Origin of the sequence: Albidovulum inexpectatum (assembly GCF_002927635.1) — a bacterium.
GTDB lineage: Bacteria > Pseudomonadota > Alphaproteobacteria > Rhodobacterales > Rhodobacteraceae > Albidovulum > Albidovulum inexpectatum.
Genome location: NZ_PRDS01000003.1, coordinates 1 through 24,271, shown reverse-complemented (window position 1 = coordinate 24,271; position 24,271 = coordinate 1). Strand labels below are relative to the sequence as shown.

Genomic DNA, 24,271 nt, shown 5'->3' with positions numbered 1-24,271 from the left:
GGCAAATACCGGGCATGGCACGATGCCAGCGCCCGGCAGGATTTCGCGTCACTCGGCCTGCGCCACCTGAACCGGGGCCGAGGTGCCCATCTGGGCCAGTTTGGTCCGCTGCAGCCAGTCCTGATAGACCTCTTCGCTGACGACCTTGACCGTGATCGGCATATAGGCGTGGTCCTTGCCGCACAGTTCCGAGCACTGGCCGAAATAGATACCCTCGCGATCGGCCTGGAACCAGGCCTCGGCGATGCGGCCCGGAACGGCGTCCTGCATCACGGCAAAGGCCGGAATCTTCCACGAATGGATCACGTCGTTGGCGGTGACCTGAACGACGACCTTCTTGCCCACGGGAACGACGACCGCCGTGTCCGTGGCCAGCAGATAGTCGCTTTCCGAATATCCGTAGTCGGCCAGGTCTTCCTTGGCCAGCATGAAGCTGTCGAACGAGATCCCCTCATCGGGATATTCGTAGGACCAGTACCACTGGTTGCCGATCGCCTTGATGACCACGTCGGCTTCGGGGATCTCCTGCTGCTTGAACAGGACCGGCAACGAGAAGGAACCCAGAACCACAAGGATGATGATCGGGATCAACGTCCAGGTCACCTCCAGCGGCGTATTGTGCGTAAAGCGCGACGGTTTGGGGTTGACCCGCTGGTTGTAGCGCAGGATGACCACCAGCAGCAGCGTCAGCACCAGCGCAACCACGCCGATGCAAAGATACAGCAGCATGTGATCAAGCCATTGCTGATCGCGGGCCAGTTCGGTCGCCGCCGGCTGGAACCCGGTTCCCTTGGGGTGCGGAGCACCCACGACCTCGAGTCCCGTGATCCCGTCCTGTGCCATCAGCGTCCCGGCCGCCATCATTGCACTGAAGGCGGCCCCAAGGCCGGAAAGTTTGGTCGCAAAGCGCATGTCGAATTCCCGTTCTTGCCGCGGCTTTCGCGCCGCTTTCAGATCTGACCCAGGTTTTTCCGGGGCCCGGTTGTATCCGCGCACCCTAAAATCATATTAAGTGCAGTCCGACAAGCAAAACCATAGCGGCAAACCGCCGCGAATTGACGCAGATCAAGGACCGCGGAGTCCCACAATGACAGACAGCTGCTTTTCACCGTTCCAGACCCTCATCGACCGCGACACGGCCCTGCGTATCCTGCGCGAGGCGACCGCCGGGGCCGATGACGGCGAGTTGTTCCTCGAACGGCGGCGGTCCGAATCGCTTGTCTTCGACGACGGCCGATTGCGCTCGGCCAGTTACGACGCGGCCGAGGGCTTTGGCCTGCGCGCCGTGCGGGGCGAGGTCACGGGCTATGCCCATGCGACCGAGATATCCGAGGCTGCCCTGCGCCGCGCGGCACAGACGGCCCGGCTGGCCGTGGCCGATGGCGGCGGCGTGATGGCCCCGCCCCCGCCCGGAACCAACCGGCACCTGTATCCCCAGCTGAATCCGCTGGCGGATGCAGGCTTTGGCCTGAAGGTCGAAACCCTGCGCGAAATCGATGCCTTTGCCCGGGCCCTGGACCCACGCGTCGTGCAGGTGACTGCCTCGATCGCGGCTTCGCTGCAGGAAGTCGTCATCCTGCGCCCCGAGGGAGAGACCGTCAGCGACATCCGCCCCCTTGTGCGTCTGAACGTCTCGGTGATCGTCGAGGAAGACGGCCGGCGCGAGACCGGATCGGCCGGCGGCGGCGGTCGGCACGGACTGGCCGCGCTGCTGGACCCCGCCCATTGGCAGGCCCAGGTGCGCGAGGCCCTGCGCATCGCCGCGGTCAATCTGCGCGCGGTGCCCGCGCCGGCCGGCGTGATGGACGTCGTGCTGGGCCCGGGCTGGCCGGGCATCCTGCTGCACGAGGCCGTGGGGCATGGGCTGGAAGGCGACTTCAACCGAAAGCGGAGCTCTGCCTTTGCCGGACTGATGGGACAGCGCATCGCCGCGCCCGGCGTGACGGTCGTCGATGACGGCACGATCCCCGAACGCCGCGGCTCGATCACCGTGGACGACGAAGGCACGCCGTCGGGCCGCAATGTCCTGATCGAGGACGGCATCCTGGTGGGCTTCATGCAGGACCGGCAGAACGCGCGGCTGATGGGCGTCAGCCCCACGGGCAACGGGCGGCGCGAAAGCTTTGCCCATGCCCCCATGCCGCGCATGACCAACACCTACATGCTGGGCGGTTCGGCCGAACCTTCGGCCATCCTGTCAGAGCTGAAGGATGGCATCTATGCCGTGGGCTTTGGCGGCGGGCAGGTGGACATCACCAACGGCAAGTTCGTCTTTTCCTGCACCGAAGCCTACCGCGTGAAGAACGGCCGGATCGGCGATCCGGTCAAGGGCGCCACGCTGATCGGCGACGGCGCGACGGCGCTGCTGAACATCCGGGCGATCGGCAACGACATGGCGCTGGACCCGGGAATGGGCAATTGTGGCAAGGCCGGTCAGTGGGTGCCGGTGGGCGTGGGCCAGCCGACCTTGCTGATCGGTGGGCTGACCGTTGGCGGCTCGGCGACCTGATCGGCTTAGCCGTCGGCCTGCTTGTCCCTCTCCAGCGCCGAGACGAGCCGAAAGCCGATCCGGCGCGGCTCTTGGACTTCCGGCGCCTTCGGCATGGCGCGCAGCATGACCGAAAGCTGGCTGACATGCTGGATCAGTTGCATCCGCACGCCATCTTCGCCCGCGCCGTAGAATGTGATGATGTCGGGATCGAAATATCCCAGGCCCTCGATCCGAAGAACGCCAGTATCGCCGCCGACAAAGCCCATGGCGACTTCGTGTTCGTCGTCAAGCTGTTCCTCGAAATTGCGAATGTAAAGGATCAGCCGCTCATAGGCCCATTGGGCGGGGCTCTTTTCCTCGATCGGCTGGGCGGCGACACTGTCGGGCAACGGTTGCATCTCGGCTGTGCGCGGGGCATCCGGCGCGGTATGAACGACGCGGGCACAGGGCAAGGCGCTGGCCTCGTGGACCTCGGCCGAGGTCTGTATCAGCTTTCCGACGTCTTTCTCTTCCATAGCCAGGCTCCATCTTCGCGGCGTTGCCGCGTGATGCGACCCGCGAGGTAAACATGGTTCAGATGGGCCACGGCTTCAACCAGGGCCAGGGTATATTCGCCCTGTCCGATCCGACGGCGATACAGGACCGGAAAGCACTCGACGGCCGTTCGCGGAACCTGCAGCGCGTCTTCCAGCCGCGCCAGCGCGGCAAGGTGATTGTCGATCATCTGCCCCAGTCGGCGGGACAGGCCTGTAAAGGGCAGCTGGTGACCGGGCAGGACCAATTGGTCATCGTCTGCGACCGTCGCAAAGGCCCGGCACGAACCCAGCCATTCGGCCACCGGATCGGCCATCGGTTCGGTTGCATAAACACCCAGATTGGGCGATATCGCGGGCAGCAGCTGATCGCCGCCGATCACCAGATCGCCGCCTTCCTCCCAGAAGGTCGCGTGTTCCGGCGCATGGCCGTCGCCGATGCGAACGCGCCAGTCACGCCCGCCCATGCGGATCACCTGCCCGTCGCGAATGCGCGTGTACCCCAGGGGGATCGGCGCCACGACGTCGGCAAAGTTAAAAGGTCGTTCGCCCGCGCGCCGCGCCAACTCATCGGCCGGCATGCCCGCGTCACGCCAGAAGTCCAGCACCTCGGGGCGCGGACGGCCCTGTTCATCCAGCGTCAGCATCCGCGCGAACAGCCAGGTGGTGCGGGTGGCAACCAGCTCGGCGCCGCGCTCGCGGAACCAGCCCGCAAGCCCCACATGGTCGGGATGATAATGTGTCAGCACGACGCGCCGAACGGCCTTGCCCGCCAGCGGACCATCCAGAGCCCGCGTCAACGCCTCGCGGCAGGCGCGGCTGTTCAGACCGGTATCGATCAGGGTCCAGCCATCGCCATCGTCCAGCGCATACAGGTTGACATGGTCCAGCGCCATCGGCAGCGGCAGACGCAGCCACAGGATTCCTTCTGCAATCTCGACCGCCTCGCCGGGCGCGGGAGGGTCCGCGAAAGGATGGCGGATCGCCGCCCCAGGATCGGCAAGGCGGGCTTCGCTCATGCGCCCAACACTTCCGGCGTGACGGAATCGACCGTTTCGGCACCATCGCGCGCCTCGGCCAGAAGCGAGGCATGTTGCGGCAGCAGCCTGCGGATGAAGAACCCGGCCAGCGCCTTGCGCGCGCCGATTTCGTCGGCCATGGCGGCCCTCAGGTGGAAATGCGCGCCAAGGACCCGCGCGAATGCGCGCAGATAGGGGATGGCCCCGGCCTGCCGATCCCGCGGGGCCTGCGCGACCATCCATTCCGTCGCCTCGCGCAGCGTCTCGGCCGCGGCCCAGACGGCCCCTGCAAGATCGGGATTTGCCGCGCGGACCGACTCGGCATAGGACTGGACCTCTTCAAGCAGGCGGTAGGCGGCCTCGCCCCCGTCCGACAGCTTGCGGCCGACCAGATCCATTGCCTGAATGCCGTTCGTGCCCTCGTAGATCGCGGTCACCCGCACGTCGCGGTAATATTGCGCGATGCCGGTTTCCTCGACAAATCCCATGCCGCCATGGACCTGCATCGCGGTTTCGGCGGCGCGCATCCCGGTTTCGGTGCCGATGGTCTTGGCGATCGGGGTCAGGAAGGCCGCACGCGCCGCCCAGTCCGCATCCCCGGTCGCATGCGCCATGTCGATCGCCTGGGCGCAGGCCAGCGCGATCGCGCGCGCCGCAAAGGTTTCGCAGCGCATTTCCGCCAGCATCCGGCGCACATCGGCATGGTTGATGATCGGGCCGAATTGCTGCCGGTCGGCCGCATAGGCGGTCGCGGCCTGGCAGGCGGCCTCGGCAACACCTATGCCCTGCATCGCCACCCCAAGGCGCGCATTGTTCATCATGGTGAACATCGCCGCCATGCCGCGGTTTTCCTGACCCACAAGCCATCCCGTCGCGCCTTCGTACGACATCACGCAGGTCGGCGATCCGTGCAGGCCCATCTTGTGTTCCAGGCTGACCACCCGCAGGCTGTTGGCCTTGCCCGGAGCACCGTTTTCGTCGGGGATGTATTTGGGCACCATGAAAAGACTGATGCCCTTGGTGCCGGGCGCAGCCCCGGGAAGGCGGGCAAGGACCAGGTGACAGACATTCTCGACCAGGTCGCTGTCGCCCCAGGAGATGAAGATCTTCTGCCCCGTGATCGAATAGGTGCCATCGCCGTTCGGCTCGGCCCGCGTGCGCAGGGCCCCGACATCGGACCCCGCCTGGGGCTCGGTCAGGTTCATGGTGCCCGCCCACTTGCCCGAGATGAGATTCGGCAGATACAGCGCCTTGAGTTCGTCGCTGGCATGATGATCCAGGGCTTCGATCTGGCCCTGCGTCATCAGCGGCAGAAGCTGCAACGACAGGCAGGCGCCCGACATCATGTCGTGGATCGCCATGTTCACGCATTGCGGCAGGCCCATGCCGCCATGTTCGGTCGGCGCGCAGACCGCGATCCAGCCGCCTTCGCAGATCGCCTGATAGGCCTCGGCGAAACCCGGTGAGGTACGCACCACCCCGTCTTCCAGGCGCGCAGGGTGCAGATCGCCGTTGCGCTGGATCGGGGCCAGAATGGTTTCGCACAGGCGGCCGGCTTCGGTCAGGATGGCGCCGGCCATCTCTGCTGTCGCGTCGGCGAATTTCTCGGTCGCCGAAACGGGGGCAAGCGGCACGACGTGATCGAGGATGAAGCGAATATCGGCCGAAGGTGCGCGATAGGGCATCGGGAACTCCTTGTCTGCCCGCCTTGGCAAGCAGGAACGGGGCGCGTATGTCAACAATTCACTGAACCCATAATTGCCACGCCACCGCCGCCCATCAAACCGCAACGCTGCGTCACGAAGGACCCCGCGCGAAGTGACCGAGATGACGACCGAAATCCTGCAACCGGACGATGCCGGACTGTCCCGCGCCCGCGAAATCCTTCGCGATGGCGGCCTAGTCGCCTTTCCGACCGAAACGGTCTATGGCCTGGGCGGCGACGCCGCCAATGACCACGCCGTTGCCCGAATCTTCGACGCCAAGGGCCGCCCGCGCTTCAACCCGCTGATCGCGCATGTCGCCTCGCTCGACGCAGCGCGCAAGCTGGCCCGGTTCGACCACAGGGCCGAAAGGATTGCGAACGCGTTCTGGCCCGGCCCCCTGACGCTGGTTCTGCCGCTTGCCGAAGGGGCCCGCCTGTCGCCGCTGGTGACCGCCGGGCTGGACACGGTGGCGATCCGTGTGCCGGCCCATCCGGTGGCCCGGGCCCTGTTGACGGAATTTGGCGCCGCGCTCGCAGCGCCTTCGGCCAATCCCTCGGGGCGGGTCAGCCCGACGCGCGCGGAACACGTCCTGTCGGGCCTTTCGGGCCGGATCGCGGCGGTGATCGATGGCGGCCCCTGCAAGGTGGGCGTGGAATCGACGATCCTTGGGCTATACGGCCCCCGGCCCGTTCTGCTGCGGCCAGGCGGTCTGCCGGTCGAGGCCATCGAGGATCTTCTGGGCACCCGTCTGGACAACATGGCCGCGGCCGAACGCCCCAATGCGCCGGGCCAGCTTTCCTCGCATTACGCGCCGCGCGCGCGGGTCCGGCTGAATGTCCGCAGCCCCGAGCCGGGCGAATTCTGGCTGGGCTTTGGCCCCGAGGCCGCCGGAGCCGAACTGAACCTGTCGCCCGCGGCGGATCTGGTCGAAGCAGCGGCCAATCTCTTCCACTATCTGCGCGAGGCCGACGCGCGCATCAGCCCCGACGCGACGATCGCCGTATCGCCGATCCCGGACCAGGGATTGGGCCGCGCGATCAACGACCGCCTGCGCCGTGCCGCCGCGCCAAGGCCCGGGGCGGGCTGAGATCAGGCCCGGCCGGCGGTCGCCGACAGACCGATTGGATCGATTCCGATCGCCCGCAACGCGCTTTCCCATTTCGTGCCGTCATCGCTGGAAAAGACCAGCTGGGGATCGGCATCACAGGTCAGCCATCCGTTCATCATGATCTCGTTTTCCAGCTGCCCCGGGCCCCAGCCGGAATAACCCAGCGCCAGAAGCGACTGTCGCGGACCGGCCCCTGCCGCGATGGCACGCAGGATGTCGATCGTCGCGGTCATGCCGAACTGCTCTGACACTTTCAGCGTGGAGCCCTCGCCGTCATAATCGGCCGAATGCAGGACAAAGCCGCGCGAAACCTCGACCGGGCCGCCGAAATGCACGCGGATCTGGCGTGACGCTTCGGTCTGCGGAATGCCAAGCTGTTCCTGCAGGTCCCTGAACGTCAGATCCGGCGTCGGCTTGTTGACGATCAGGCCCATCGCGCCGTCGTCGGAATGGGCGCAGACCAGAACCACGCTGTGTTCGAAACGCGGATCGCCCATGCCGGGCATGGCGATCAGCATCTTGCCTGTCAGGTTCATTGGCGATGCCTCCTTCCCCAATAAGGATCGGTTCTGAATGGCGCCAAGACAAGGCCCGGTACGTACAAAATTCTTCGTGATCGGTGCCGATTGGCGCTTTTCTTCCGCCGCGCCCGCACTAGCTTGGCTGCATGAGGATTTCGACGGCCATACTTTCGTTCGCGCTTAGCATCGGCGGCATGCCCGCCGTTGCGCAACCGGTGCCTCAGGGCATAACCGATGCCGAATTGCGCCCGGGTTGGCGACTGGCCAACGGCAACCGGATGGTTGCGCTGCATCTGAAGCTGCAGCCGGGTTGGAAGACCTATTGGCGCGCGCCCGGCGAAGCAGGCATACCGCCACGCTTCGACTGGTCGGGCTCGCGAAATCTGCGCGCGGTGGCCTTCCACTGGCCAGTCCCGCAGGTCTTCGACCTGAACGGAATGGAGGTCATAGGCTACCGCGACGAGCTGGTCCTGCCGATCGAGATCGCGCCGGTCGATCCCGACCAGCCGGTTACGGTCAAGACATCGGTCGAGCTTGGCGTATGCGAAACCATCTGCATGCCGATGGTCCTGGATCTTGCAGCCCAGACGACAAATACCCCTGCCCCGGACCCCGTGATCGAGGCCGCGCTGGCCAACCAGCCACGCCCCGTCGATGGTGCGGCGCGCTGCAGGGCCGAACCGATCCGCGACGGACTGCGACTGACAACCGAGATCACTGCGCCTTCGGTCGGCCCGCGCGAGGTCACCGTGGTCGAGCTGGATCAGGCGCAACCGGTCTGGATCTCGGCTGCGGAAACCGCGCGGGCGGGCGACGTCCTGCGCGCGACGGTCGACATGGTCCCGGCCAACGCGCGCCCCTTCGCGCTCGACCGTTCGGCCCTGCGCGTGACGGTCATTGGCGAGAACGGCAAGGCCATCGAGATACGCGGCTGCGCCTCCTGACCGGGCTGGTCACGCGCCATGCCGGGCGCGCATGAAAGCTGCGAAAACCGCCGCAATTGACACGATTGCCACGACCGCCGCCACGAACAGGGCGAAGGCCGTGGACCATCCCCCGCCCGAGATCAGCGCCGACCCCATGATCGCGGCGAAGGCCCCGGCAAGACCAACCCCGACGATGAAAAGAATGCCGCGCAGGCGCCGCACCCTCAGCGCCCGGCGCAATCCGCGGGCCGCAAGTCCGATATCGCGCTGCACGACCATCAGCGCCGGGATCACGACCAGCACCAGCACCATGCCAAAGGCCAGCCCGTAGCACAGCGTGATGACCGTGGGCTTCAGGAACTGCGCCTGACGCGAGGTTTCGAACAGCAGCGGCGCAAGTCCCAGCACGGTCGTCAGGGTCGTCAAGAGGACGGGCCGCAGACGCTCGGCCACACCCTCGACGATCGCAGGGCGCAGGGCCCGGATGCGGGCCTTTTCGTCGATGGTCGAAATCAGCACGATCGCGTCATTGATGATGATGCCCGACATCCCGATCAGGCCAACGACCGAAAACATCGACAAGGGCACATCCCACCACCAATGGCCCCAGATCGCGCCGACCAGACCCAGCGGAATGACGGACATCACGACCAGCGGACGCGTCCAGCTGGCAAAGATCCAGGCCAGGACGGCATAGATGCCGGCCAGCGCCGCACCAAAGCCGATCATCGCATCGCCCAGAAAGCGCGTTTCCTGTTCGGCCAGACCCGAAAGCCGCCAGCCCACGCCGTGTTCCTCGGTCAGACGTGGCAGGATCTGAAGCTCGAGAGCCTTTCGTATCGCCTCGGCCCGCGCGGGGTCATCCTCGGACAGCTCGCCCGAGACGGTGACCACGGCCTGCCCCTGTTCACGCCGGATCGTCGAGAACCCCTGCCGCATCGTGACCCTGACGATATCGGACAGAGGCACCGGATGGCCCTGGGCGGTGGGCAGCATGGTTCGGTCCAGGAAGTCCGCCGTCAGATCCGAGGCTGGCAGTTCGACGCGGATGGCCGCGCTGCGCGTGCCCTCGGGGAAGGTCGCCGCCTCGATGCCCGTCAGGCGGTTGCGAAGCTCTGCGCCCAGCGCCTCGGCCGTGAAGCCCAGGTGGCGGCCAAGGGGTGTCAATTCCAGGACCAGCTCGACCTTATCGAACGGCAGGCTGTCTTCGAGCCCGGACACCTCGGGATAGCCCGCCAGTTCGCGCTTCAGCGACTCGGCCGCCTCCTTCAGAACGTCCGGCTCAGCGCCGGTCAGATCGACCTCCAGCGAGCCGCCGCCCGGACCGTGCCGCCAGCTGCGGAACGACAATTCCTCCAGCAATGGGTGACGCGGGGCAGCCTCTTGCAGGTCGGAAATGAATTGCGAGGCAGACCACGGACGCAGATCGGGATCGACAAGTTCGATCGCGACGCCGCCCAGAAGATCGTTGTCCTTGGTTTCGGCGACGGCCAGTTCGGGCCAGAAATTCGCACCGATCTGGCCCAGCACGTGGTTCAGCGGCTCGACCCCGTATTGTTCGCGATACTGCCGCGCAAGATCGTCGATCGCCGCTTGCAGATCGGCCAGCATCCGCGCCGTGTCGTCGCGGCTTGCGCCATCGACCATGGCGAAATTGGCCGTGATCGTCGGCCGTTCCGGCGCGTTGAAGAACCGCCATGTGACGTCGCCGCGCAGGAACATGGCCACGCAAACCGCCAGCGCAAGGATCGCGGCCGCCAGCACAGGATAGCGGGCCGCCATCACGGCCTCGGTCATCGGCCGCATCAGGCGGTCCCGAAACCAGCCCAGCGCGCGGTTGGACACGCGGCTGGGCGCATCGTACCACCGCCCCTGCCCGGCATGGGCCAGCGCGTGCGACATGTGATTTGGCAGGATCAGGAAACATTCGATCAGCGACGCGGCCAGGACAACCGCCACCGTAAAGGGAATGTCAGAAATCAGATCGCCGAACCGTCCCGATATGGCCGTCAGCCCCAGAAAGGCGATGATTGTCGTGATGGTCGAAGAAAAGACCGGCGCCGCCATGCGGCGCACGGCATTCTCGGCGGCCTCGACCGGGCCTTCGCCACGGCGGCGAAAGCGGAAATCGGCATGTTCCCCGACCACGATCGCGTCATCCACGACGATGCCCAGCGTCAGGATCAACGCGAAAAGCGAGATCATGTTCAGCGTCAGCCCAAAGGCATACATCAGCGCGACGGTGGTCAGCATCGCGACCGGAATTCCGGCCGCCACCCACAGCGCCGTTCTGGCATTCAGAAACAGAAACAGCAGGCCCAGCACCAGCGCCAGCCCGAAGGCGCCGTTTTCGGCCAGGATGTTCAGACGGGCAATGATGTCATTCGTGCGCACCCGGATCAGGTCAATCTTCGCCCCGGCGGGCAGTTCCGGGCGCATCGCTTCGGCGATGCTCTCGATCCGGGAATGAATCTCGATGGCATCCCCCTCGGCCGAGCGATCGACACGCAGGGTGACCGCCGGATTGTCGCCAACCATGAACCGTCGCGACTCGGTCGCGCCGACATGCCGGATGTCGGCGATATCGCCCAGGGTTACCCTTGCCCCATCGGGCAATGTCATGACCACGATCCCGGCCACCGAATCGGCGCTGCGCCGCTCAGTGCCGCTGCGCAGCCGGGCCGAACCGTCCGACAGCGTGCCCGCCGGATCGGGCTGGGTCTCGGCCCGGATGCGGGCGGCGATGTCGGACAGGGTCAGGCCGTGGCGGATCAACTGGGCCATGGGGACCTCGACCCGGATTTCGGTTCCCGCAAGCCCCTGGACCGAGATCCGCGTGACGCCTTCCGCCCATGCACGGGCCATGAATTCGTCGGCAAGCCGAGCCAGCTGTTCTTCTCCGAGCGGTCCCGAAATCACCACATCCGCGACACGGTCGCGCCAGGCCGCGCGAATGATCTCGGGCGTCTCGGCATCCTCGGGCAGATCCGTCACTGAATCGACCGCTGCCTTGACCTCGTCCATGGCCCGGCCAAGATCCCAGCCCGGTTCGAATTCCAGGAACAACCGCGCGATTCCTTCCTGCGATCGTGCCCGCAGCGAGGTCACGCCTTCGACCGCCGACAAGGCGGGTTCGAGCGGTTGGACAATCGCGCGGTCCACATCCGCCGCCCCGGCGCCCTCCCAACGGACGGTCAGCGAGATTTCCTCGATGATGACGTCGGGAAAATACTGTGCCCGCATCCGGGGCAGCGCGAACAGCCCCGCGGCGATCAGGACGATCAGCAGCAGGTTTGCCGCCGTCGCATGGCGCGTGAAATAGGAAAGGATTCCGGACGCCCCTGCCATCGCATCGCGCAGCCGGGTCATCCTAGCCCCCCATCCGCGATTCAAGCCGTTCGACGATCTCGCGCGGGACGCGGGTCGCGCGCAGGGCGCTCAGGATGCGGCTTCGTGTCTCTTCGGTCATGTCTCCGTCGCGCTCGACGAAGGCAATCAACGCGCTGCGCCGTTCGGGTGTCAGTTCGATCATCGCCGCATCGCTGGCGTCGGGCGCGTCCGGCTCCTGCCGCAGCGGGCGTATGCGGATCCCCTCGCCAAGCAGCGCGGTGCGTTCGGCCACGATCTCGCGCCCGGCAAGGTCGCCGACCCGGATCAGCGCATCGTCGCCCTGTCTGCGCACCAGGACAACGGGAACCTCTGTCAGGCGATCCTGATCGCCCACGACCAGGACGGTCCCGTCGGCGTCCAGCGCACGCGCCGGCACAAGCGCAAGGTCATCGCGTGCAGGCTCTTCCACGCGCACGGTCACGAAGTCACCGGGCAGAAGCCCCCGCGCCGCGTCCAGTTCGGCGATGAGCAGGCGACCCGCGGCGGCCTCGCCCACCGAAGGGTCCAGCCGCGCAAGCCGACCCGTGGCGCCAAGCCGCATCCCGGAAACGTCCAGTTCGGCGATGACCGGCAGCGGCAGGATCTCTCCATCCGGGTCGGTCAGCCCCTGCAGCGCGGCGGCCGAGACGCGAAACGCGACTTCCAGCCGGTCGGTATCGATCAGCCGGGCAATGACTTCGTTCTGTGCAACCAGCGCGCCCAGGCTGGGGCCCGTCTCTCCCAGGATGCCGGAAAAGGGGGCGCGGATTTCGGTGTCACGCAGGCGTCGCTCGGCCTCGGCGACCTGAAGCCTGCGCCGATCCAGCATGATCCGCGCCTGATCCAGCCGCGCCTCGGCCGCTGCAAGCGCCTGCCGACGCGACACGACGGCCTGGGTCGCGTTGGATGCGGCAAGTTCGGCGGCCTCCAGGTCGGTCGCCGTATTCAGCCCCCGGCCCGAGATGCCGCGCACGCGGTCCAGCGCCTGACGCCGCAGTCGCAACTGGTCCTCGGCAGCCGCCAGATCGTCGCGCGCCAGCTGCAGGGCATTCTCGGCCTCGGACAGTTCGGCCTCGGCCTGGCGCAGATCGGCCCGGGCAAGTTCCAGCGCCGTGCGCGCGGGTTCGGGGTCGATCCGCGCGATCAGGGCGTCGCGCTCGACTCGGAGCCCGTCGCCAAATCCCGGGATCAGCTCGACGATGCGGCCGGACTCGGCGGCGCGCAGATCGATCTGGTCGCGCGCACGGATCTCGCCATAGGCCGTGAGCACCGGCGAGATGCGGGCAGGCTGCAGACGGATGACGCGCGCGGCAAACACACGCTCTTGCGCGGGACGCCCTGCCCCGCGGTCTGCATTGCGCGCCGTGATCGCATCGCGCAGGGTCATCGCGGCCATGACCAGAAGGGCAAGCGTGATGGCAGCCAGGGCAAGACCGATCAGGCTGCGATAGAGAAAGCGCATGTCTTCGGCTCCGTTCCTGCCGGTCAGTCTAGCGCGTCCGGGCGGAATGCACCAAGTCTTCCCCCAATTCGGCCTGAACGGCGCATGTGATCATTTACGCCGCAGATGTTCCTGCAGGCGCGGCATGATCTCGACGAAATTGCAGGGCCGATGGCGATAATCGAGCTGCCATTTCAGGATCTCGTCCCATGCATCCCGGCAGGCGCCGGGACTGCCTGGCAAGGCGAACAGATACGTCCCGCCCGCGACCCCGCCGCAGGCCCGCGACTGCACCGCGGATGTGCCGATCTTCTGCATCGAAACAATGGTAAAGACGGTCGAGAATGCCTCGATCTCCTTCTCATAGACGTCGCGATGCGCCTCGACGGTGACATCACGGCCCGTCAGCCCCGTCCCCCCGGTGGTCAGGATGACGTCAACCCCGGGATCGGCGATCCAGTCGCGCAACTGTCTGGCAATCTCGGCGCGCTCATCCCGCACGATACGGCGGTCGGCCACGACATGCCCGGCGACCTCTATGCGTTCGACAAGCGTGTCGCCCGAGCGGTCCTCGGCCAGGCTGCGCGTGTCCGAGACGGTCAGGACGGCGATGCGAACGGGAATGAACGGCTTGGATTCGTCGATGCGGCTCATCAGGCGTCCCTCAATCTGGCGCGGATTTCCAACAGATCGGCCCAGGCCTCGCGCTTGGCGGCGGGATTGCGCAGCAGATAGGCCGGATGCGTCATCGGCATCGCGCTGCGCCCGAAGGCCTGAACCCATGTGCCCCGCAACCGCAGCACGCCCTTGCGGCCCAGCGCGGCCTGACAGGGCGTGTTGCCCATCAGCACGATGATCTCGGGATCGACCAGCTCGACATGGCGCTGCACGAAGGGCAGCATCATCGCGATTTCCTGCGGCTCGGGGTCGCGATTGCGCGGGGGCCGCCACGGCATGACATTGGTGATGTAAAGCGCTTCGTCCGCATGGCTGGCATTGCGCGACAGGCCGATGGCGGAAAACATCCGGTCCAGCAGGCGCCCGGCACGCCCCACGAAGGGCCGACCCTCGAGATCCTCGTCGCGCCCCGGCGCCTCACCGATGATCATCACGCGGGCCGATGGGTCGCCATCGGCGAAAACGAAATTCCGCGCGCCCTTCTTCAGCTCGCACAGATCATAGCCAGCCTGAAGTGCGGCCAGGCTTTCCAGGTCCTGCGCCTGCGCGGCCAGCTCGCGCGCCACGGCGACCGGGTCGGGACCTTCCTCGACGACTGGAGCCACGATTGCGGGGGCCGCCGCCGGCTCGTGCGCGGGCCGTGGCGCATCCGCCAGGGCATAGCGATCGACCGGCGCATCGAGGATCGGCTCATCCGCGCCAAGTTCCACCATCCACGCCAGCAGCGCGGCGGCAGCATGGGGGTCGATATGCCGGGGCTCGTTCATGGCGGTCAAGCTAGGCCGCCAAGCCGGGCGGGGCAAGTGGCAGGCGCGGGGCAAGAGGACGCATCAGGCGTTGCCCAATGCCCCGCCATTTGCCATAAGCAGCGACCAAACGGAAAAGGGTCGGCTGCATGACATTTCGCGCGCGTCACCTTCTGGGGATCGAGCATCTCTCGCCCGAGGACATTCGTACCGTTCTGGACCTTGCCGAAAGCTATGTCTCGCTGAACCGGCGCACGATCAAGCATTCGGATGCGCTGGCGGGCATGACCCAGATCAACATGTTCTTCGAACCCTCGACGCGCACGCAGGCCAGTTTCGAACTTGCCGGCAAGCGGCTGGGCGCAGACGTGATGAACATGGGCGTGGCCCAGTCCAGCGTGAAGAAGGGCGAAACGCTGATCGACACGGCGCTGACGCTGAACGCGATGCATCCCGACCTGCTGGTCGTACGCCACCCGGCCTCGGGCGCGGCCGAACTTCTGGCGCAAAAGGTCAACTGCGCCGTCATCAATGCGGGCGACGGAAGGCACGAACACCCCACCCAGGCGCTGCTGGACGCGCTGACGATCCGGCGCAAGAAGGGGCGGATCCAGAGGCTGACCATCGCGATCTGCGGCGACATCGCACATAGCCGCGTGGCGCGGTCGAACCTGATCCTGCTGGGCAAGATGGAAAACCGCGTGCGCCTGATCGCGCCGCCGACGCTGATGCCCGCGGGGGCCGCGGATCTGGGATGCGAGGTCTATCACGACATGCGCGAGGGTCTGCGGGATGCCGATGTCGTGATGATGCTGCGTCTTCAGAAGGAACGGATGGATGGCGGCTTCATTCCGTCGGAACGCGAATACTATCACCGCTATGGCCTGGACGCCGAGAAGCTGAAACTGGCGCGTCCCGATGCGATCGTCATGCATCCCGGCCCGATGAACCGCGGGGTCGAGATCGACGGCGAACTGGCCGATGACATCAACCGGTCGGTCATTCAGGAACAGGTCGAGATGGGCGTGGCGGTGCGCATGGCCTGCCTTGATCTTCTGGCGCGAAACCTGCGCGCCGATCGCGGGCGCCAGGCAGCGGGAGAAATGGCATGACGATCCTGTTCACCAATGCCCGCCTGATCGACCCCGAGTCGTTGACCGAATCGCATGGCGATCTTCTCGTCCGCGACGGAGCGATCGTGGCCGTCGGCCAGGTCGAGCCCCCGTCGGACGCCGAGGTGATCGATTGTGGCGGCAAATGCCTGGCGCCCGGCATCGTCGATCTGGGTGTCAAGATCGGCGAGCCGGGCGAACGCCACAAGGAAAGTTTCCGCTCGGCCGGGCTGGCGGCCGCGGCGGGCGGGGTCACCACGATCATCGCGCGCCCTGACACGACGCCCGCGATCGATACACCTGAAACGCTGGAATTCGTTACGCGACGCGCGGCCGAATCCAGCCCGGTCCGCATCCGCCACATGGCCGCCCTGACCAAGGGCCGCGAAGGCCGCGAGATGACCGAACTTGGCTTTCTGATAGATGCGGGCGCGGTCGCCTTCACCGACAGCGACCGGGTCGTGACCGATACCAAGGTCCTGTCGCGTGCGCTGACCTATGCCCGGGCCATGGAAGCGCTGGTCATCGGCCATCCGCAGGAACCCGGCCTGTCGCGCGGCGCCTCGGCGACCAGCGGCAAGTTCGCCAGCCTGCGCGGCCTGCCCGCCGTCAGCCCCATGGCCGAGCGTATCGGGATCGACCGCGACCTTGGCCTCGTCGAGATGACCGGCTGCCGCTACCATTTCGACCAGATCACGACGGCCCGGGCCCTGCCGCCCCTGCAGCGGGCCAAGGCCAATGGGCTGAAGGTCACGGCCGGAACGTCGATCCATCACCTGACGCTGAACGAGTTCGATGTCGGTGACTATCGCACCTTCTTCAAGCTGACGCCCCCCCTGCGATCCGAGGACGACCGGCAGGCCGTCGTCCAGGCCGTGGCGGACGGGCTGATCGACGTCATCTGCTCGATGCACACGCCGCTGGACGAGGAAAGCAAGCGCCTGCCCTTTGAAGACGCGCTGTCCGGCGCGGTCGGGCTGGAAACGATGCTGCCGGCCGCGATGCGTCTGTATCACTCCGGGGACCTGACGATTCCACAGCTGTTCCGCGCGATGTCTCTGAACCCGGCGCGAATCCTGGGCCTGCCGCAAGGTCGGCTGAGCCAGGGCGCACCGGCCGACCTGGTCCTGTTCGACCCGGACCAGCCCTTTGTCCTGGACCGCTTCTCGCTGCGCTCGAAGTGCAAGAACACGCCCTTTGACGGCCATCGGATGGAGGGTCGGGTGCTGGGCACCTGGGTCGGCGGCCATCGCGTTTTCACCCCGGAGGACTGACATGCCCGATTTCACGACCGCGCCGCTGTATCTGATCGGGGCGCTCCTTCTGGGCTACCTGCTGGGTTCGATCCCGTTCGGGGTGGTGATTACCCGCTTGATGGGCCTTGGCGATCTGCGGCGGATCGGGTCGGGCAATATCGGGGCGACCAATGTGCTGCGCACCGGCAACAAGGCCGCAGCGCTGGCCACGCTGATACTCGATGGCGGCAAGGGCGCGGCGGCCGTTCTGATCGCGCGCGCCATTGCCGCCGAGGACGCCGCGCAGGCCGCCGCCCTTGGCGCCTTTGCCGGGCATCTGTTCCCCGTCTGGTTGAAATTCCGCGGGGGCAAGGGCGTGGCGACCTTCCTTGGCACGCTTCTGGCGCTTGCCTGGCCCGTCGGGCTGGCGGCCTGCGCGACCTGGCTGGTGACGGCTCTCGTGACACGGATTTCGTCGCTGTCGGCGCTGGTTTCTGCCGCTCTGGCTGCGATCTGGGCGGCCTGGCTTGGTTATCCGCAGATTGTCTATCTGACGGTCATCCTGGCGACCATGATCTACTGGAAGCACATTCCGAACATCGAACGCCTGATGGCCGGGACCGAACCGAAGATCGGCGGGCGCAGGTAATCGCGCACTTGCACCCAGGACCGGCGCGACCTTCCTTCCCCGCGCAACACGGGGCTTGCGCTGTTCAGTAGCTGTATTCCGCGTAGATCCGGGTCAGGTCCCCGTTCCATTCGCCATGATATTTTTCCAGCAGCTCATCGGCCGGAACGCGCCCCGTCTCGACACTCTCGCGCAGCGGGTTCAGGAAATGGGTTTCATCGGGGACCATGCCGCCCGCCCCCTTGCGCGCCCGGGCCTTCAGCCCCGCCTCGGCGATGGCGACGACCTCGCGCGCCAGATCCTGCATCTTGCGGCCGCCAACCTCGGCCTGCAGCGCATGGATCGAGGCCTGGACCCGCCAGGCTTCCCGCGTCTCGGCATCCCAGTTCTTGGCAAGATCCCATGCCGCGTCCAGCGCGCTGTCGTCGTACATCAGACCGACCCACAGCGCGGGCAACGCGCATAGCCGCCGCCAAGGCCCCCCATCGGCGCCGCGCATCTCGATGAACTTCTTGATGCGTGCCTCGGGGAAGATCGTCGTCAGGTGGTCGGCCCAATCCGAAAGCGTGGGCTTCTCCCCGGGCAAGGCGGGCAGCTCGCCGCGCAGGAAGTCGCGGAAGGACTGGCCCAGCGCGTTGATGTACCGGCCGTCGCGATAGACGAAATACATCGGCACATCGAGCGCGTAATCGACATAGCGCTGGAAGCCCATTCCGTCCTCGAAGACGAAGGGCAGCATGCCCGTGCGCGACGGATCAAGATCGCGCCAGATGCGCGATCGCCACGACTTGAACCCGGTCGGCTTGCCCTCAAAGAAGGGGGAATTGGCGAACAGGGCCGTTGCAACCGGCTGCAGGCTCAACGCCACGCGCAGCTTCTTGACCATGTCGGCTTCCGAGGCGAAGTCGAGATTCACCTGCACCGTGCAGGTCCGGTACATCATCTGCTTGCCGTGGGTGCCGACCTTGTCCATGTAGTCGGTCATCAGCCGATAGCGCCCCTTCGGCATCATCGGCATGTCCTCGTGACGCCAGATCGGCGCCGCGCCCAGTCCGATGAACCCCGCGCCGATTGTCTCTGCGACATCGCGCACCTCGCGCAGATGTTCGTTCACCTCATCGCAGGTCTGGTGGATCGTCTCCACGGGCGCGCCGGACAATTCCAGCTGGCCGCCGGGTTCAAGGCTGATATTCGCGCCACCCTTGACCAGACCGATGATATTGTCCTGCTCGAAGACGGGCTGCCAGCCATAGCGGTCACGCAGGCCCTCCAGCATCGCCCGAACAGACCGAGGCCCGTCATAGGGCAAGGGCTTCAGCGTATCCTTGCAATATCCGAACTTCTCGTGCTCGGTCCCGATGCGCCAATCCGATCTGGGCTTGCACCCCGCGGCAAGAAACTCGGCCAGCTGCTCTTCGCGTTCGATAGGACCGCCGCCGGTCTGGGGAATGGACATGAAGCGCCTCGATCTGATGGCTTTCAGGACGGATAGACCTGTATCGGCACCGGCTTCAAGTCAAGCCCGGCCCGGATCGCGATTTTGTGCCCCCATGCGCAGCAGGTCTGCACCACCGCGGAACAAGGCGCGGGAGCCTGGCCGGGTCCACAGGGCCCCCGGCGGGATCGGGCCGGAAATCGCCGCCGAGACCGCGCCAATGTCCATGCCCGGCAGGGCGGCAAGCAGATCATAGAGCTTGTCGGCGCCTTCGGCCGCAACGGGAATGGTCAGCGCTTCCCGCTCGGTCGAGATCAGGCACCAGACGCGGTGGCCATTCTCTTGCGACAGACGAACCTCGCGCAGATCGGCCAGCGCGATGAAACCTCCGCGATGAGGCCCGAAAAACGAGATCTGGCCTTCGGTCACCTGGACGATCCCAGGCGCGCGCGCGATGCCTGCAAGACGTGCACGGCTCCATGCGACCCGGGCCCAGCCTGCCGCGGCAAGCACGACCACGACACCCAAGCCCTGCCAGAACCAGCCCCCCCACGACCAAACCCAGATGCCGACAAGTGCTGCGGCGACGGCGGCGATCAGCTCGCGCCAGCGTGTCAGGAATTCGATGACTTCGGGCCGCAGACCGGTCATCTCCAATCCCCATGGGTGGCCTGCCACAATGTCAGGGCCGCGATCGCAGCGGTCTCGGCACGCAGGATCCGTGGCCCCAGGGACACGGGATGGACGAAAGGCAGTTCGGTCAGACGGCCACGTTCGGCGGGGGAAAAGCCGCCTTCGGGTCCGATCAGGATCCCGGCCGGCCCGTCGGGGGCGGATGCGAAACTGTCGCGTGCACCGGCGCGCGATTCGTCGGCCCAGAACAGGGTTCGCCCTTCGGGCCATCCCTGCAACAGGCGCGAGAGCGGCTGCGCATCCTCGACCTGCGGCAGCCACAGCGCTCCGCATTGCTCGGCGGCCTCGCGAACGTGGGCTTCGGCCTTGTCGCGGCGGAAGCGTTCGGAATTGGTGTAGTCGGTCAGCACCGGCATCAGACGCGCGGCGCCAAGCTCGACCGCCTTTTCGACAATCACATCGGTTCGCGCCTTCTTGACCGGGGCAAAGATCAGCCACAGATCGGGCGGCATCTGCTGCGAACGAACCTGCTCGAGACATGTCAGCGCGCCGCGCTTGCGCCGGGCCTCGCTCACCTCGGCCAGCCATTCGCCGTCACAGCCATTGAACACCAGAAGCCGCGCACCTTCGGTCAGCCGCATGACCCCGAACAGGTAATGCGCCTGCGCCTCGGCCAGGAGAACCGATTGCCCCGCACCAAGGGGCTGGTCTAAACAGAGCCTGATCCTTGTATCCCGCATGAGGCAGAGAGTATGAGCGCGCCCGGCGAAAGACCAGAGGCCGAAACAGGACGCAATTCCGATACCCCGGTCGCCGACGCGGTGCGCGGCAACTGGGTGGACACGTGGGCGCCCGAGCCCGTGCGCCCCTATCTGCGCCTGTCGCGCGCGGACCGGCCGATCGGGACATGGCTGTTGCTGCTGCCCTGCTGGTGGGGGCTGGCACTGGCCGCCGCGGGAGATCGCTGGCGGTCCGAAGACGTGTGGATCGCACTGGGCTGTGCGCTTGGCGCGTTCCTGATGCGCGGTGCCGGCTGCACATGGAACGACATCACCGATCGGGATTTCGACGCGGCCGTGCGGCGCACCCGGTCACGCCCGATCCCGTCAGGTCAGGTCAGCGTAAGGCAGGCGCTGATCTGGATGTTCGCGCAAATGGCGCTGGCCGGGCTGATCCTGTTCACCTTCGACCGGCTGGCGATTCTTCTGGGCGTGGCCTCGCTGGCACTTGTGGCGATCTACCCCTTTGCAAAGCGCTTCACATGGTGGCCGCAGGTCTTTCTGGGGCTGGCGTTCAACTGGGGCGCAATCCTGGCCTATGCCGCCCATTCGGGGCGCGTGGGACCGGGGGCCGTGTTGCTCTATGCCTCGGGCATCGCGTGGACCCTGTTCTATGACACGATCTATGCCCACCAGGACAAGGAAGACGACGTGCTGATCGGCGTCAAGTCCACCGCGCGGCTGTTCGGGGAAAGGACGGGCAAATGGCTGGGCCTGTTCCTGATCCTTGCCGTCTCGCTGATGACCGTCGCAATTCTGATCGAATTGCTGCCACATGCCGCGCCGATGAAACTGGCCGTGGCGTTGATCGCTCCGTGGTCGATGGGCTGGCATCTGCTTTGGCAACTGCAAAGGCTGGACATCGACGACCCGGATACCTGTCTGCGCCTGTTTCGGTCGAACCGCGACACGGGCCTTCTGGCTGCGCTGTTTCTTGCCATCGCGGCTGCGCTTTGATTGAACCCAGCCATATGCCCGCATAGACAATGCGCGGACGACCAGACGAGAGGGCTAGTCATGCCATCTGCGGCCACATCGACGGGTACCATGCGCCGGACGCTTCTGACAGGGATCGCGCTTGCGGTGGGTTTGATCTTTTCGATCGGAACCTCGGTCTGGAGCGTTGGCGTGCTCGAGACCCGGTCGGTCGCGGCGGTCGAAAACGCGCTTGAACGGAACGGCCTGACCTGGGTCCATGTCGATGCCGACGGTTTGCAAGTGCAGCTGTCGGGCACCGCCCCGAACGAAGCCGCGCGCTTTCGGGCACTTTCGGTTGCGGCAGGTGTCATCGATTCGGACCGTGTCGTCGACCTGATCGACGTTCAGGACAGATCGGGCGTCGTTGCTCCTGAATTCAGCCTCGAGATCCTGCGCAATTCCGATGGCATCTCGCTGATCGGCCTGGTTCCGGAATCGTTCGATCAGGAGCGGCTGGTCTCCGAACTCAGCGCAGCGGCCAAGGAGGACGTGGTCGATCTTGTCGAAACGGCGGACTACCCGCCCCCGGAGGGTTGGGAAAAGGCCGTCGCCTTCGGGGCCGAGGCGCTGAAGAAACTGCCGCGCTCCAAGATCTCGATCACCGCCCAGGAGATGACCGTGACGGCAATCTCTGATAGCGCGGCCGAAAAGGCACGGATCGAGGCCGAGCTGGCCCGCCGCAAGCCCGCAGGCCTGCGTCTGGTGATGGACATCTCCGCGCCACGCCCGGTGATCGCACCCTTCACGCTGCGCTTTGTCATGGATGACAAGGGCGCACGCTTCGACGCTTGCGCAGCCGATAGCGAATCGGCCCGCGATCGCATCCTTGCTGCCGCGTCCCAGGCAGGCGCCGAAGGCAAACTGACATGCACCATCGGCCTGGGCGTCCCCACGCCGGAATGGGCCGACGCGGTCAGCATGGCGATCCGGGCCCTGGCGCGCCTTGGATCGGGTTCGGTCACCTTCTCGGACACGGATGTTGCCTTGATCGCCGGCGAAACCGTTTCGCAGGACGATTTCGACCGCGTGGTCGGGGAACTGGAATCAAACCTGCCCGAAGTCTTTTCCCTCGAAGCGACCTTGACCCCGCGAGCCGAGGAACAGGCCAGTACCGAAGGCCCCCGCGAATTCGTCGCCGTCCTGGACGAGGACGGCCGTATCGAGCTGCGCGGCCGCGTCGCGGACGATCTGGCGCGCGAGGCGGTGGAAAGCTTTGCCCGTGCCGAATTCGGCTCTGATGCCGTGCTGATGGCGGCCCGTCTTGATCCCGAGATGCCGCGAGGCTGGACGGTTCGCGTGCTTGCGGCGCTGGACGCGTTGGGTGAGGTTGATCACGGTACGGCGCGCATCCTTCCCGACCGGATCGAGATCGCGGGTGTCAGCGGCTCGCAAAATGCCAGCGACGAAGCCGCACGCATTCTGACCCAACGCCTTGGCGAAGGGCAGAAGCTGACGCTCGATATCCGCTATGACGAATCGCTGGACCCGCTGAAGGCGCTGCCGACACCGGAGGAATGCGTCGCCCGGATCAACGCAATCATGGCAGAGTCAAAGATCACATTCGAGCCGGGATCGGCGCAGATCACGCCCGAGGCCGGGCGTACTTTGGACCGGATCGCAGAACAGCTGCGATCCTGCGCCGACGTTCGGATGGAGGTTGGCGGACATACTGATTCACAGGGGCGCGAGGAGATGAATCAGCAGCTGTCGCAGCGCCGTGCCGAGGCGGTGATCGCGGCCCTGCTGGACCGGCGCGTGCTGACCAGCAACCTTACGGCTGTGGGCTATGGCGAAGCGCAGCCGATCGCGCCAAACGACACCGAGGAGGGCCGCGAGGCCAACCGCCGGATCGAGTTCCGGTTGCTCGACACGGATATCGCGAGCGACGAGACCGGAGACAAGGCCGCGGGCGAACCTCGGGTCGCGGTCAAGACGCCCGGCCCCGATACCGTGCGACCGAAGCCCCGGCCGAACCGGTAATGCAACGCGTCCCTTGAAGAAGCAGGCAAGAGGCTGTCATGAACAGAACGGAATTCATCATCGCCACATCGGTCATCCTGTTCGTGGCCTTCCTTCTGGGGTGGCTGGCCTGCTGGATCGTCCAACGGTTCGGGCGCGTGACCCAGTCGGACATGGGCGAGCTGGAGCGCCTGGCGCACGAATTGCACGAGGCCGAAGCTGCCCGGGACGCCGCGGAAGAGCGCCTTGCCGAGCGCGAAGCGGAATTGAATAACCGCCTGCACCAGGTCGAGGCCGAACTGGAAGCTGCAATGGACGGATTGCGGGACGCGCGCAAGGAGGCCGAGGAATTGCGGGCCTATATCGAGCGCGAAAACACCAAGGATTGAACCGTCTCTGACGGACGGACAACGATCTGCGTGGTTCCGCACGCGGACTCCCTTGTCACATACGCACAACCTGGCGCCCGAGACAGCAGAATCGGCTGACCTGTCGCACGGGGTCAAACAAAAGGGGCGGCCCGGAGGGGCCGCCCCGATCCTGTCTGAACCTGTCTCTTACTTCAGGATCTTGGACACGACGCCGGCGCCGACGGTGCGGCCGCCTTCGCGGATGGCGAAGCGCAGGCCTTCTTCCATCGCGATCGGGGCGATCAGCTCGACCTCGAACTTCAGGTTGTCGCCCGGCATGACCATCTCGACGCCCTCGGGCAGCTTCACCGTGCCCGTCACGTCCGTCGTGCGGAAGTAGAACTGCGGACGGTAGTTGGCGAAGAACGGCGTGTGGCGGCCACCCTCTTCCTTGGTCAGGATGTAGGCCTCGGCCTCGAACTCGGTGTGCGGCGTCACCGAGCCGGGCTTGGCCAGAACCTGGCCGCGCTCGACGCCGTCACGCTCGATACCGCGCAGCAGCGCGCCGATGTTGTCGCCCGCCTCGCCGCGATCCAGCAGCTTGCGGAACATCTCGACACCGGT

The 24,271-nt window shown here is 66.1% G+C and carries 22 protein-coding genes; 9 read left to right on the top strand and 13 right to left on the bottom strand.

Annotation, left to right across the window (positions count from 1 at the left end; translation table 11 throughout):
- Positions 1-48: 48 nt before the first annotated feature.
- Positions 49-912 (bottom strand): cytochrome c oxidase subunit II, encoded by an 864-nt coding sequence (gene coxB / locus LV82_RS05570; RefSeq protein WP_104069845.1) that lies wholly within the window; start codon positions 910-912, stop codon positions 49-51.
- A gap of 175 nt (positions 913-1,087) precedes the next feature.
- Here coxB and tldD point away from each other — a divergent pair, with 175 nt between their 5' ends.
- On the top strand, positions 1,088-2,509 hold the full coding sequence (tldD, locus tag LV82_RS05565; protein WP_104069843.1) for a metalloprotease TldD: 1,422 nt from the start codon (positions 1,088-1,090) through the stop codon (positions 2,507-2,509).
- A 5-nt stretch (positions 2,510-2,514) separates the two neighbouring features.
- On the opposite strand, the gene LV82_RS05560 is transcribed toward tldD, so the two are convergent.
- Genes LV82_RS05560 through LV82_RS05550 form a run of 3 tightly spaced genes read right to left on the bottom strand, consistent with a single transcriptional unit; the run spans position 2,515 to position 5,728 of the window.
- Entirely contained in the window at positions 2,515-3,006 is a 492-nt protein-coding gene (locus LV82_RS05560; protein WP_104069841.1) for a DUF6173 family protein, read from the bottom strand.
- Positions 2,979-4,043, bottom strand: coding sequence for an MBL fold metallo-hydrolase (locus LV82_RS05555; RefSeq protein WP_104069839.1), 1,065 nt, complete (start codon positions 4,041-4,043; stop codon positions 2,979-2,981). The genes LV82_RS05560 and LV82_RS05555 overlap by 28 nt, the downstream gene beginning before the upstream one ends.
- The gene (locus LV82_RS05550; RefSeq protein WP_104069838.1) at positions 4,040-5,728 is read right to left on the bottom strand and encodes an acyl-CoA dehydrogenase; all 1,689 of its coding nucleotides are present in this window, start codon (positions 5,726-5,728) and stop codon (positions 4,040-4,042) included. The genes LV82_RS05555 and LV82_RS05550 overlap by 4 nt, the downstream gene beginning before the upstream one ends.
- A gap of 142 nt (positions 5,729-5,870) precedes the next feature.
- On the opposite strand from LV82_RS05550, the gene LV82_RS05545 reads away from it, so the two are divergent.
- The gene (locus LV82_RS05545; RefSeq protein WP_104070259.1) at positions 5,871-6,836 is read left to right on the top strand and encodes an L-threonylcarbamoyladenylate synthase; all 966 of its coding nucleotides are present in this window, start codon (positions 5,871-5,873) and stop codon (positions 6,834-6,836) included.
- 2 nt (positions 6,837-6,838) lie between these two features.
- Here LV82_RS05545 and LV82_RS05540 read toward each other — a convergent pair whose 3' ends face one another.
- A complete protein-coding gene (locus tag LV82_RS05540) occupies positions 6,839-7,393 on the bottom strand; it encodes a YqgE/AlgH family protein (RefSeq protein WP_104069836.1) in 555 nt (184 codons plus the stop codon).
- A gap of 131 nt (positions 7,394-7,524) precedes the next feature.
- Between LV82_RS05540 and LV82_RS05535 the strand changes: the two genes are divergently transcribed.
- Positions 7,525-8,322 (top strand): protein-disulfide reductase DsbD domain-containing protein, encoded by a 798-nt coding sequence (locus LV82_RS05535; protein ID WP_104069835.1) that lies wholly within the window; start codon positions 7,525-7,527, stop codon positions 8,320-8,322.
- Between the two features lie 9 nt (positions 8,323-8,331).
- Here the strand turns inward: LV82_RS05535 and LV82_RS05530 are convergent, their stop codons facing one another.
- The 4 genes from LV82_RS05530 to LV82_RS05515 form a co-directional block, all read right to left on the bottom strand.
- Positions 8,332-11,673 (bottom strand): efflux RND transporter permease subunit, encoded by a 3,342-nt coding sequence (locus LV82_RS05530; protein ID WP_104069833.1) that lies wholly within the window; start codon positions 11,671-11,673, stop codon positions 8,332-8,334.
- Position 11,674: 1 nt separating this feature from the next.
- Positions 11,675-13,135 (bottom strand): efflux RND transporter periplasmic adaptor subunit, encoded by a 1,461-nt coding sequence (locus tag LV82_RS05525; RefSeq protein WP_104069832.1) that lies wholly within the window; start codon positions 13,133-13,135, stop codon positions 11,675-11,677.
- Positions 13,136-13,225: 90 nt separating this feature from the next.
- Positions 13,226-13,768: a molybdenum cofactor biosynthesis protein B gene (gene moaB / locus LV82_RS05520; RefSeq protein WP_104069830.1), complete on the bottom strand. Its 543-nt coding sequence runs from the start codon at positions 13,766-13,768 to the stop codon at positions 13,226-13,228.
- Entirely contained in the window at positions 13,768-14,559 is a 792-nt protein-coding gene (locus LV82_RS05515; RefSeq protein ID WP_104069828.1) for a uracil-DNA glycosylase, read from the bottom strand. Before LV82_RS05515 ends, moaB begins: the two co-directional genes overlap by 1 nt.
- A 128-nt stretch (positions 14,560-14,687) precedes the next feature.
- Between LV82_RS05515 and LV82_RS05510 the strand changes: the two genes are divergently transcribed.
- The 3 genes from LV82_RS05510 to plsY are packed head-to-tail and all read left to right on the top strand — an operon-like array spanning position 14,688 to position 17,534.
- Positions 14,688-15,650, top strand: a complete 963-nt coding sequence (locus tag LV82_RS05510) for an aspartate carbamoyltransferase catalytic subunit (protein ID WP_104069827.1) — start codon at positions 14,688-14,690, stop codon at positions 15,648-15,650.
- Complete coding sequence (gene pyrC / locus LV82_RS05505; RefSeq protein WP_104069825.1) at positions 15,647-16,924, top strand: dihydroorotase; 1,278 nt, start codon at positions 15,647-15,649, stop codon at positions 16,922-16,924. Before LV82_RS05510 ends, pyrC begins: the two co-directional genes overlap by 4 nt.
- A gap of 1 nt (position 16,925) precedes the next feature.
- On the top strand, positions 16,926-17,534 hold the full coding sequence (gene plsY, locus LV82_RS05500) for a glycerol-3-phosphate 1-O-acyltransferase PlsY (RefSeq protein WP_104069823.1): 609 nt from the start codon (positions 16,926-16,928) through the stop codon (positions 17,532-17,534).
- A gap of 64 nt (positions 17,535-17,598) precedes the next feature.
- On the opposite strand, the gene LV82_RS05495 is transcribed toward plsY, so the two are convergent.
- Genes LV82_RS05495 through LV82_RS05485 form a run of 3 tightly spaced genes read right to left on the bottom strand, consistent with a single transcriptional unit; the run spans position 17,599 to position 20,321 of the window.
- Positions 17,599-18,969 (bottom strand): glutamate--cysteine ligase, encoded by a 1,371-nt coding sequence (locus LV82_RS05495; protein ID WP_104069821.1) that lies wholly within the window; start codon positions 18,967-18,969, stop codon positions 17,599-17,601.
- Between the two features lie 60 nt (positions 18,970-19,029).
- On the bottom strand, positions 19,030-19,599 hold the full coding sequence (locus LV82_RS05490; protein WP_104069820.1) for a hypothetical protein: 570 nt from the start codon (positions 19,597-19,599) through the stop codon (positions 19,030-19,032).
- Positions 19,596-20,321: a 16S rRNA (uracil(1498)-N(3))-methyltransferase gene (locus LV82_RS05485; protein ID WP_104069818.1), complete on the bottom strand. Its 726-nt coding sequence runs from the start codon at positions 20,319-20,321 to the stop codon at positions 19,596-19,598. Before LV82_RS05485 ends, LV82_RS05490 begins: the two co-directional genes overlap by 4 nt.
- A gap of 12 nt (positions 20,322-20,333) precedes the next feature.
- Here LV82_RS05485 and ubiA point away from each other — a divergent pair, with 12 nt between their 5' ends.
- Genes ubiA through LV82_RS05470 form a run of 3 tightly spaced genes read left to right on the top strand, consistent with a single transcriptional unit; the run spans position 20,334 to position 23,686 of the window.
- On the top strand, positions 20,334-21,317 hold the full coding sequence (gene ubiA, locus LV82_RS05480) for a 4-hydroxybenzoate octaprenyltransferase (RefSeq protein ID WP_104069817.1): 984 nt from the start codon (positions 20,334-20,336) through the stop codon (positions 21,315-21,317).
- Positions 21,318-21,377: 60 nt separating this feature from the next.
- Positions 21,378-23,318, top strand: coding sequence for an OmpA family protein (locus LV82_RS05475; protein ID WP_146065127.1), 1,941 nt, complete (start codon positions 21,378-21,380; stop codon positions 23,316-23,318).
- Between the two features lie 38 nt (positions 23,319-23,356).
- Positions 23,357-23,686, top strand: a complete 330-nt coding sequence (locus tag LV82_RS05470) for a hypothetical protein (protein ID WP_104069813.1) — start codon at positions 23,357-23,359, stop codon at positions 23,684-23,686.
- A 168-nt stretch (positions 23,687-23,854) separates the two neighbouring features.
- Here the strand turns inward: LV82_RS05470 and LV82_RS05465 are convergent.
- The coding region (locus LV82_RS05465; protein WP_483860552.1) for an elongation factor Tu at positions 23,855-24,271 on the bottom strand (417 nt) is incomplete at its 5' end.

Bases quoted from the DNA above. Each gene is read 5' to 3' on its own strand.
- coxB (WP_104069845.1), bottom strand. From the start codon at position 912: ATGCGCTTTGCGACCAAACTTTCCGGCCTTGGGGCCGCCTTCAGTGCA.
- tldD (WP_104069843.1), top strand. From the start codon at position 1,088: ATGACAGACAGCTGCTTTTCACCGTTCCAGACCCTCATCGACCGCGAC.
- LV82_RS05560 (WP_104069841.1), bottom strand. From the start codon at position 3,006: ATGGAAGAGAAAGACGTCGGAAAGCTGATACAGACCTCGGCCGAGGTC.
- LV82_RS05555 (WP_104069839.1), bottom strand. From the start codon at position 4,043: ATGAGCGAAGCCCGCCTTGCCGATCCTGGGGCGGCGATCCGCCATCCT.
- LV82_RS05550 (WP_104069838.1), bottom strand. From the start codon at position 5,728: ATGCCCTATCGCGCACCTTCGGCCGATATTCGCTTCATCCTCGATCAC.
- LV82_RS05545 (WP_104070259.1), top strand. From the start codon at position 5,871: ATGACGACCGAAATCCTGCAACCGGACGATGCCGGACTGTCCCGCGCC.
- LV82_RS05540 (WP_104069836.1), bottom strand. From the start codon at position 7,393: ATGAACCTGACAGGCAAGATGCTGATCGCCATGCCCGGCATGGGCGAT.
- LV82_RS05535 (WP_104069835.1), top strand. From the start codon at position 7,525: ATGAGGATTTCGACGGCCATACTTTCGTTCGCGCTTAGCATCGGCGGC.
- LV82_RS05530 (WP_104069833.1), bottom strand. From the start codon at position 11,673: ATGACCCGGCTGCGCGATGCGATGGCAGGGGCGTCCGGAATCCTTTCC.
- LV82_RS05525 (WP_104069832.1), bottom strand. From the start codon at position 13,135: ATGCGCTTTCTCTATCGCAGCCTGATCGGTCTTGCCCTGGCTGCCATC.
- moaB (WP_104069830.1), bottom strand. From the start codon at position 13,768: ATGAGCCGCATCGACGAATCCAAGCCGTTCATTCCCGTTCGCATCGCC.
- LV82_RS05515 (WP_104069828.1), bottom strand. From the start codon at position 14,559: ATGAACGAGCCCCGGCATATCGACCCCCATGCTGCCGCCGCGCTGCTG.
- LV82_RS05510 (WP_104069827.1), top strand. From the start codon at position 14,688: ATGACATTTCGCGCGCGTCACCTTCTGGGGATCGAGCATCTCTCGCCC.
- pyrC (WP_104069825.1), top strand. From the start codon at position 15,647: ATGACGATCCTGTTCACCAATGCCCGCCTGATCGACCCCGAGTCGTTG.
- plsY (WP_104069823.1), top strand. From the start codon at position 16,926: ATGCCCGATTTCACGACCGCGCCGCTGTATCTGATCGGGGCGCTCCTT.
- LV82_RS05495 (WP_104069821.1), bottom strand. From the start codon at position 18,969: ATGTCCATTCCCCAGACCGGCGGCGGTCCTATCGAACGCGAAGAGCAG.
- LV82_RS05490 (WP_104069820.1), bottom strand. From the start codon at position 19,599: ATGACCGGTCTGCGGCCCGAAGTCATCGAATTCCTGACACGCTGGCGC.
- LV82_RS05485 (WP_104069818.1), bottom strand. From the start codon at position 20,321: ATGCGGGATACAAGGATCAGGCTCTGTTTAGACCAGCCCCTTGGTGCG.
- ubiA (WP_104069817.1), top strand. From the start codon at position 20,334: ATGAGCGCGCCCGGCGAAAGACCAGAGGCCGAAACAGGACGCAATTCC.
- LV82_RS05475 (WP_146065127.1), top strand. From the start codon at position 21,378: ATGCCATCTGCGGCCACATCGACGGGTACCATGCGCCGGACGCTTCTG.
- LV82_RS05470 (WP_104069813.1), top strand. From the start codon at position 23,357: ATGAACAGAACGGAATTCATCATCGCCACATCGGTCATCCTGTTCGTG.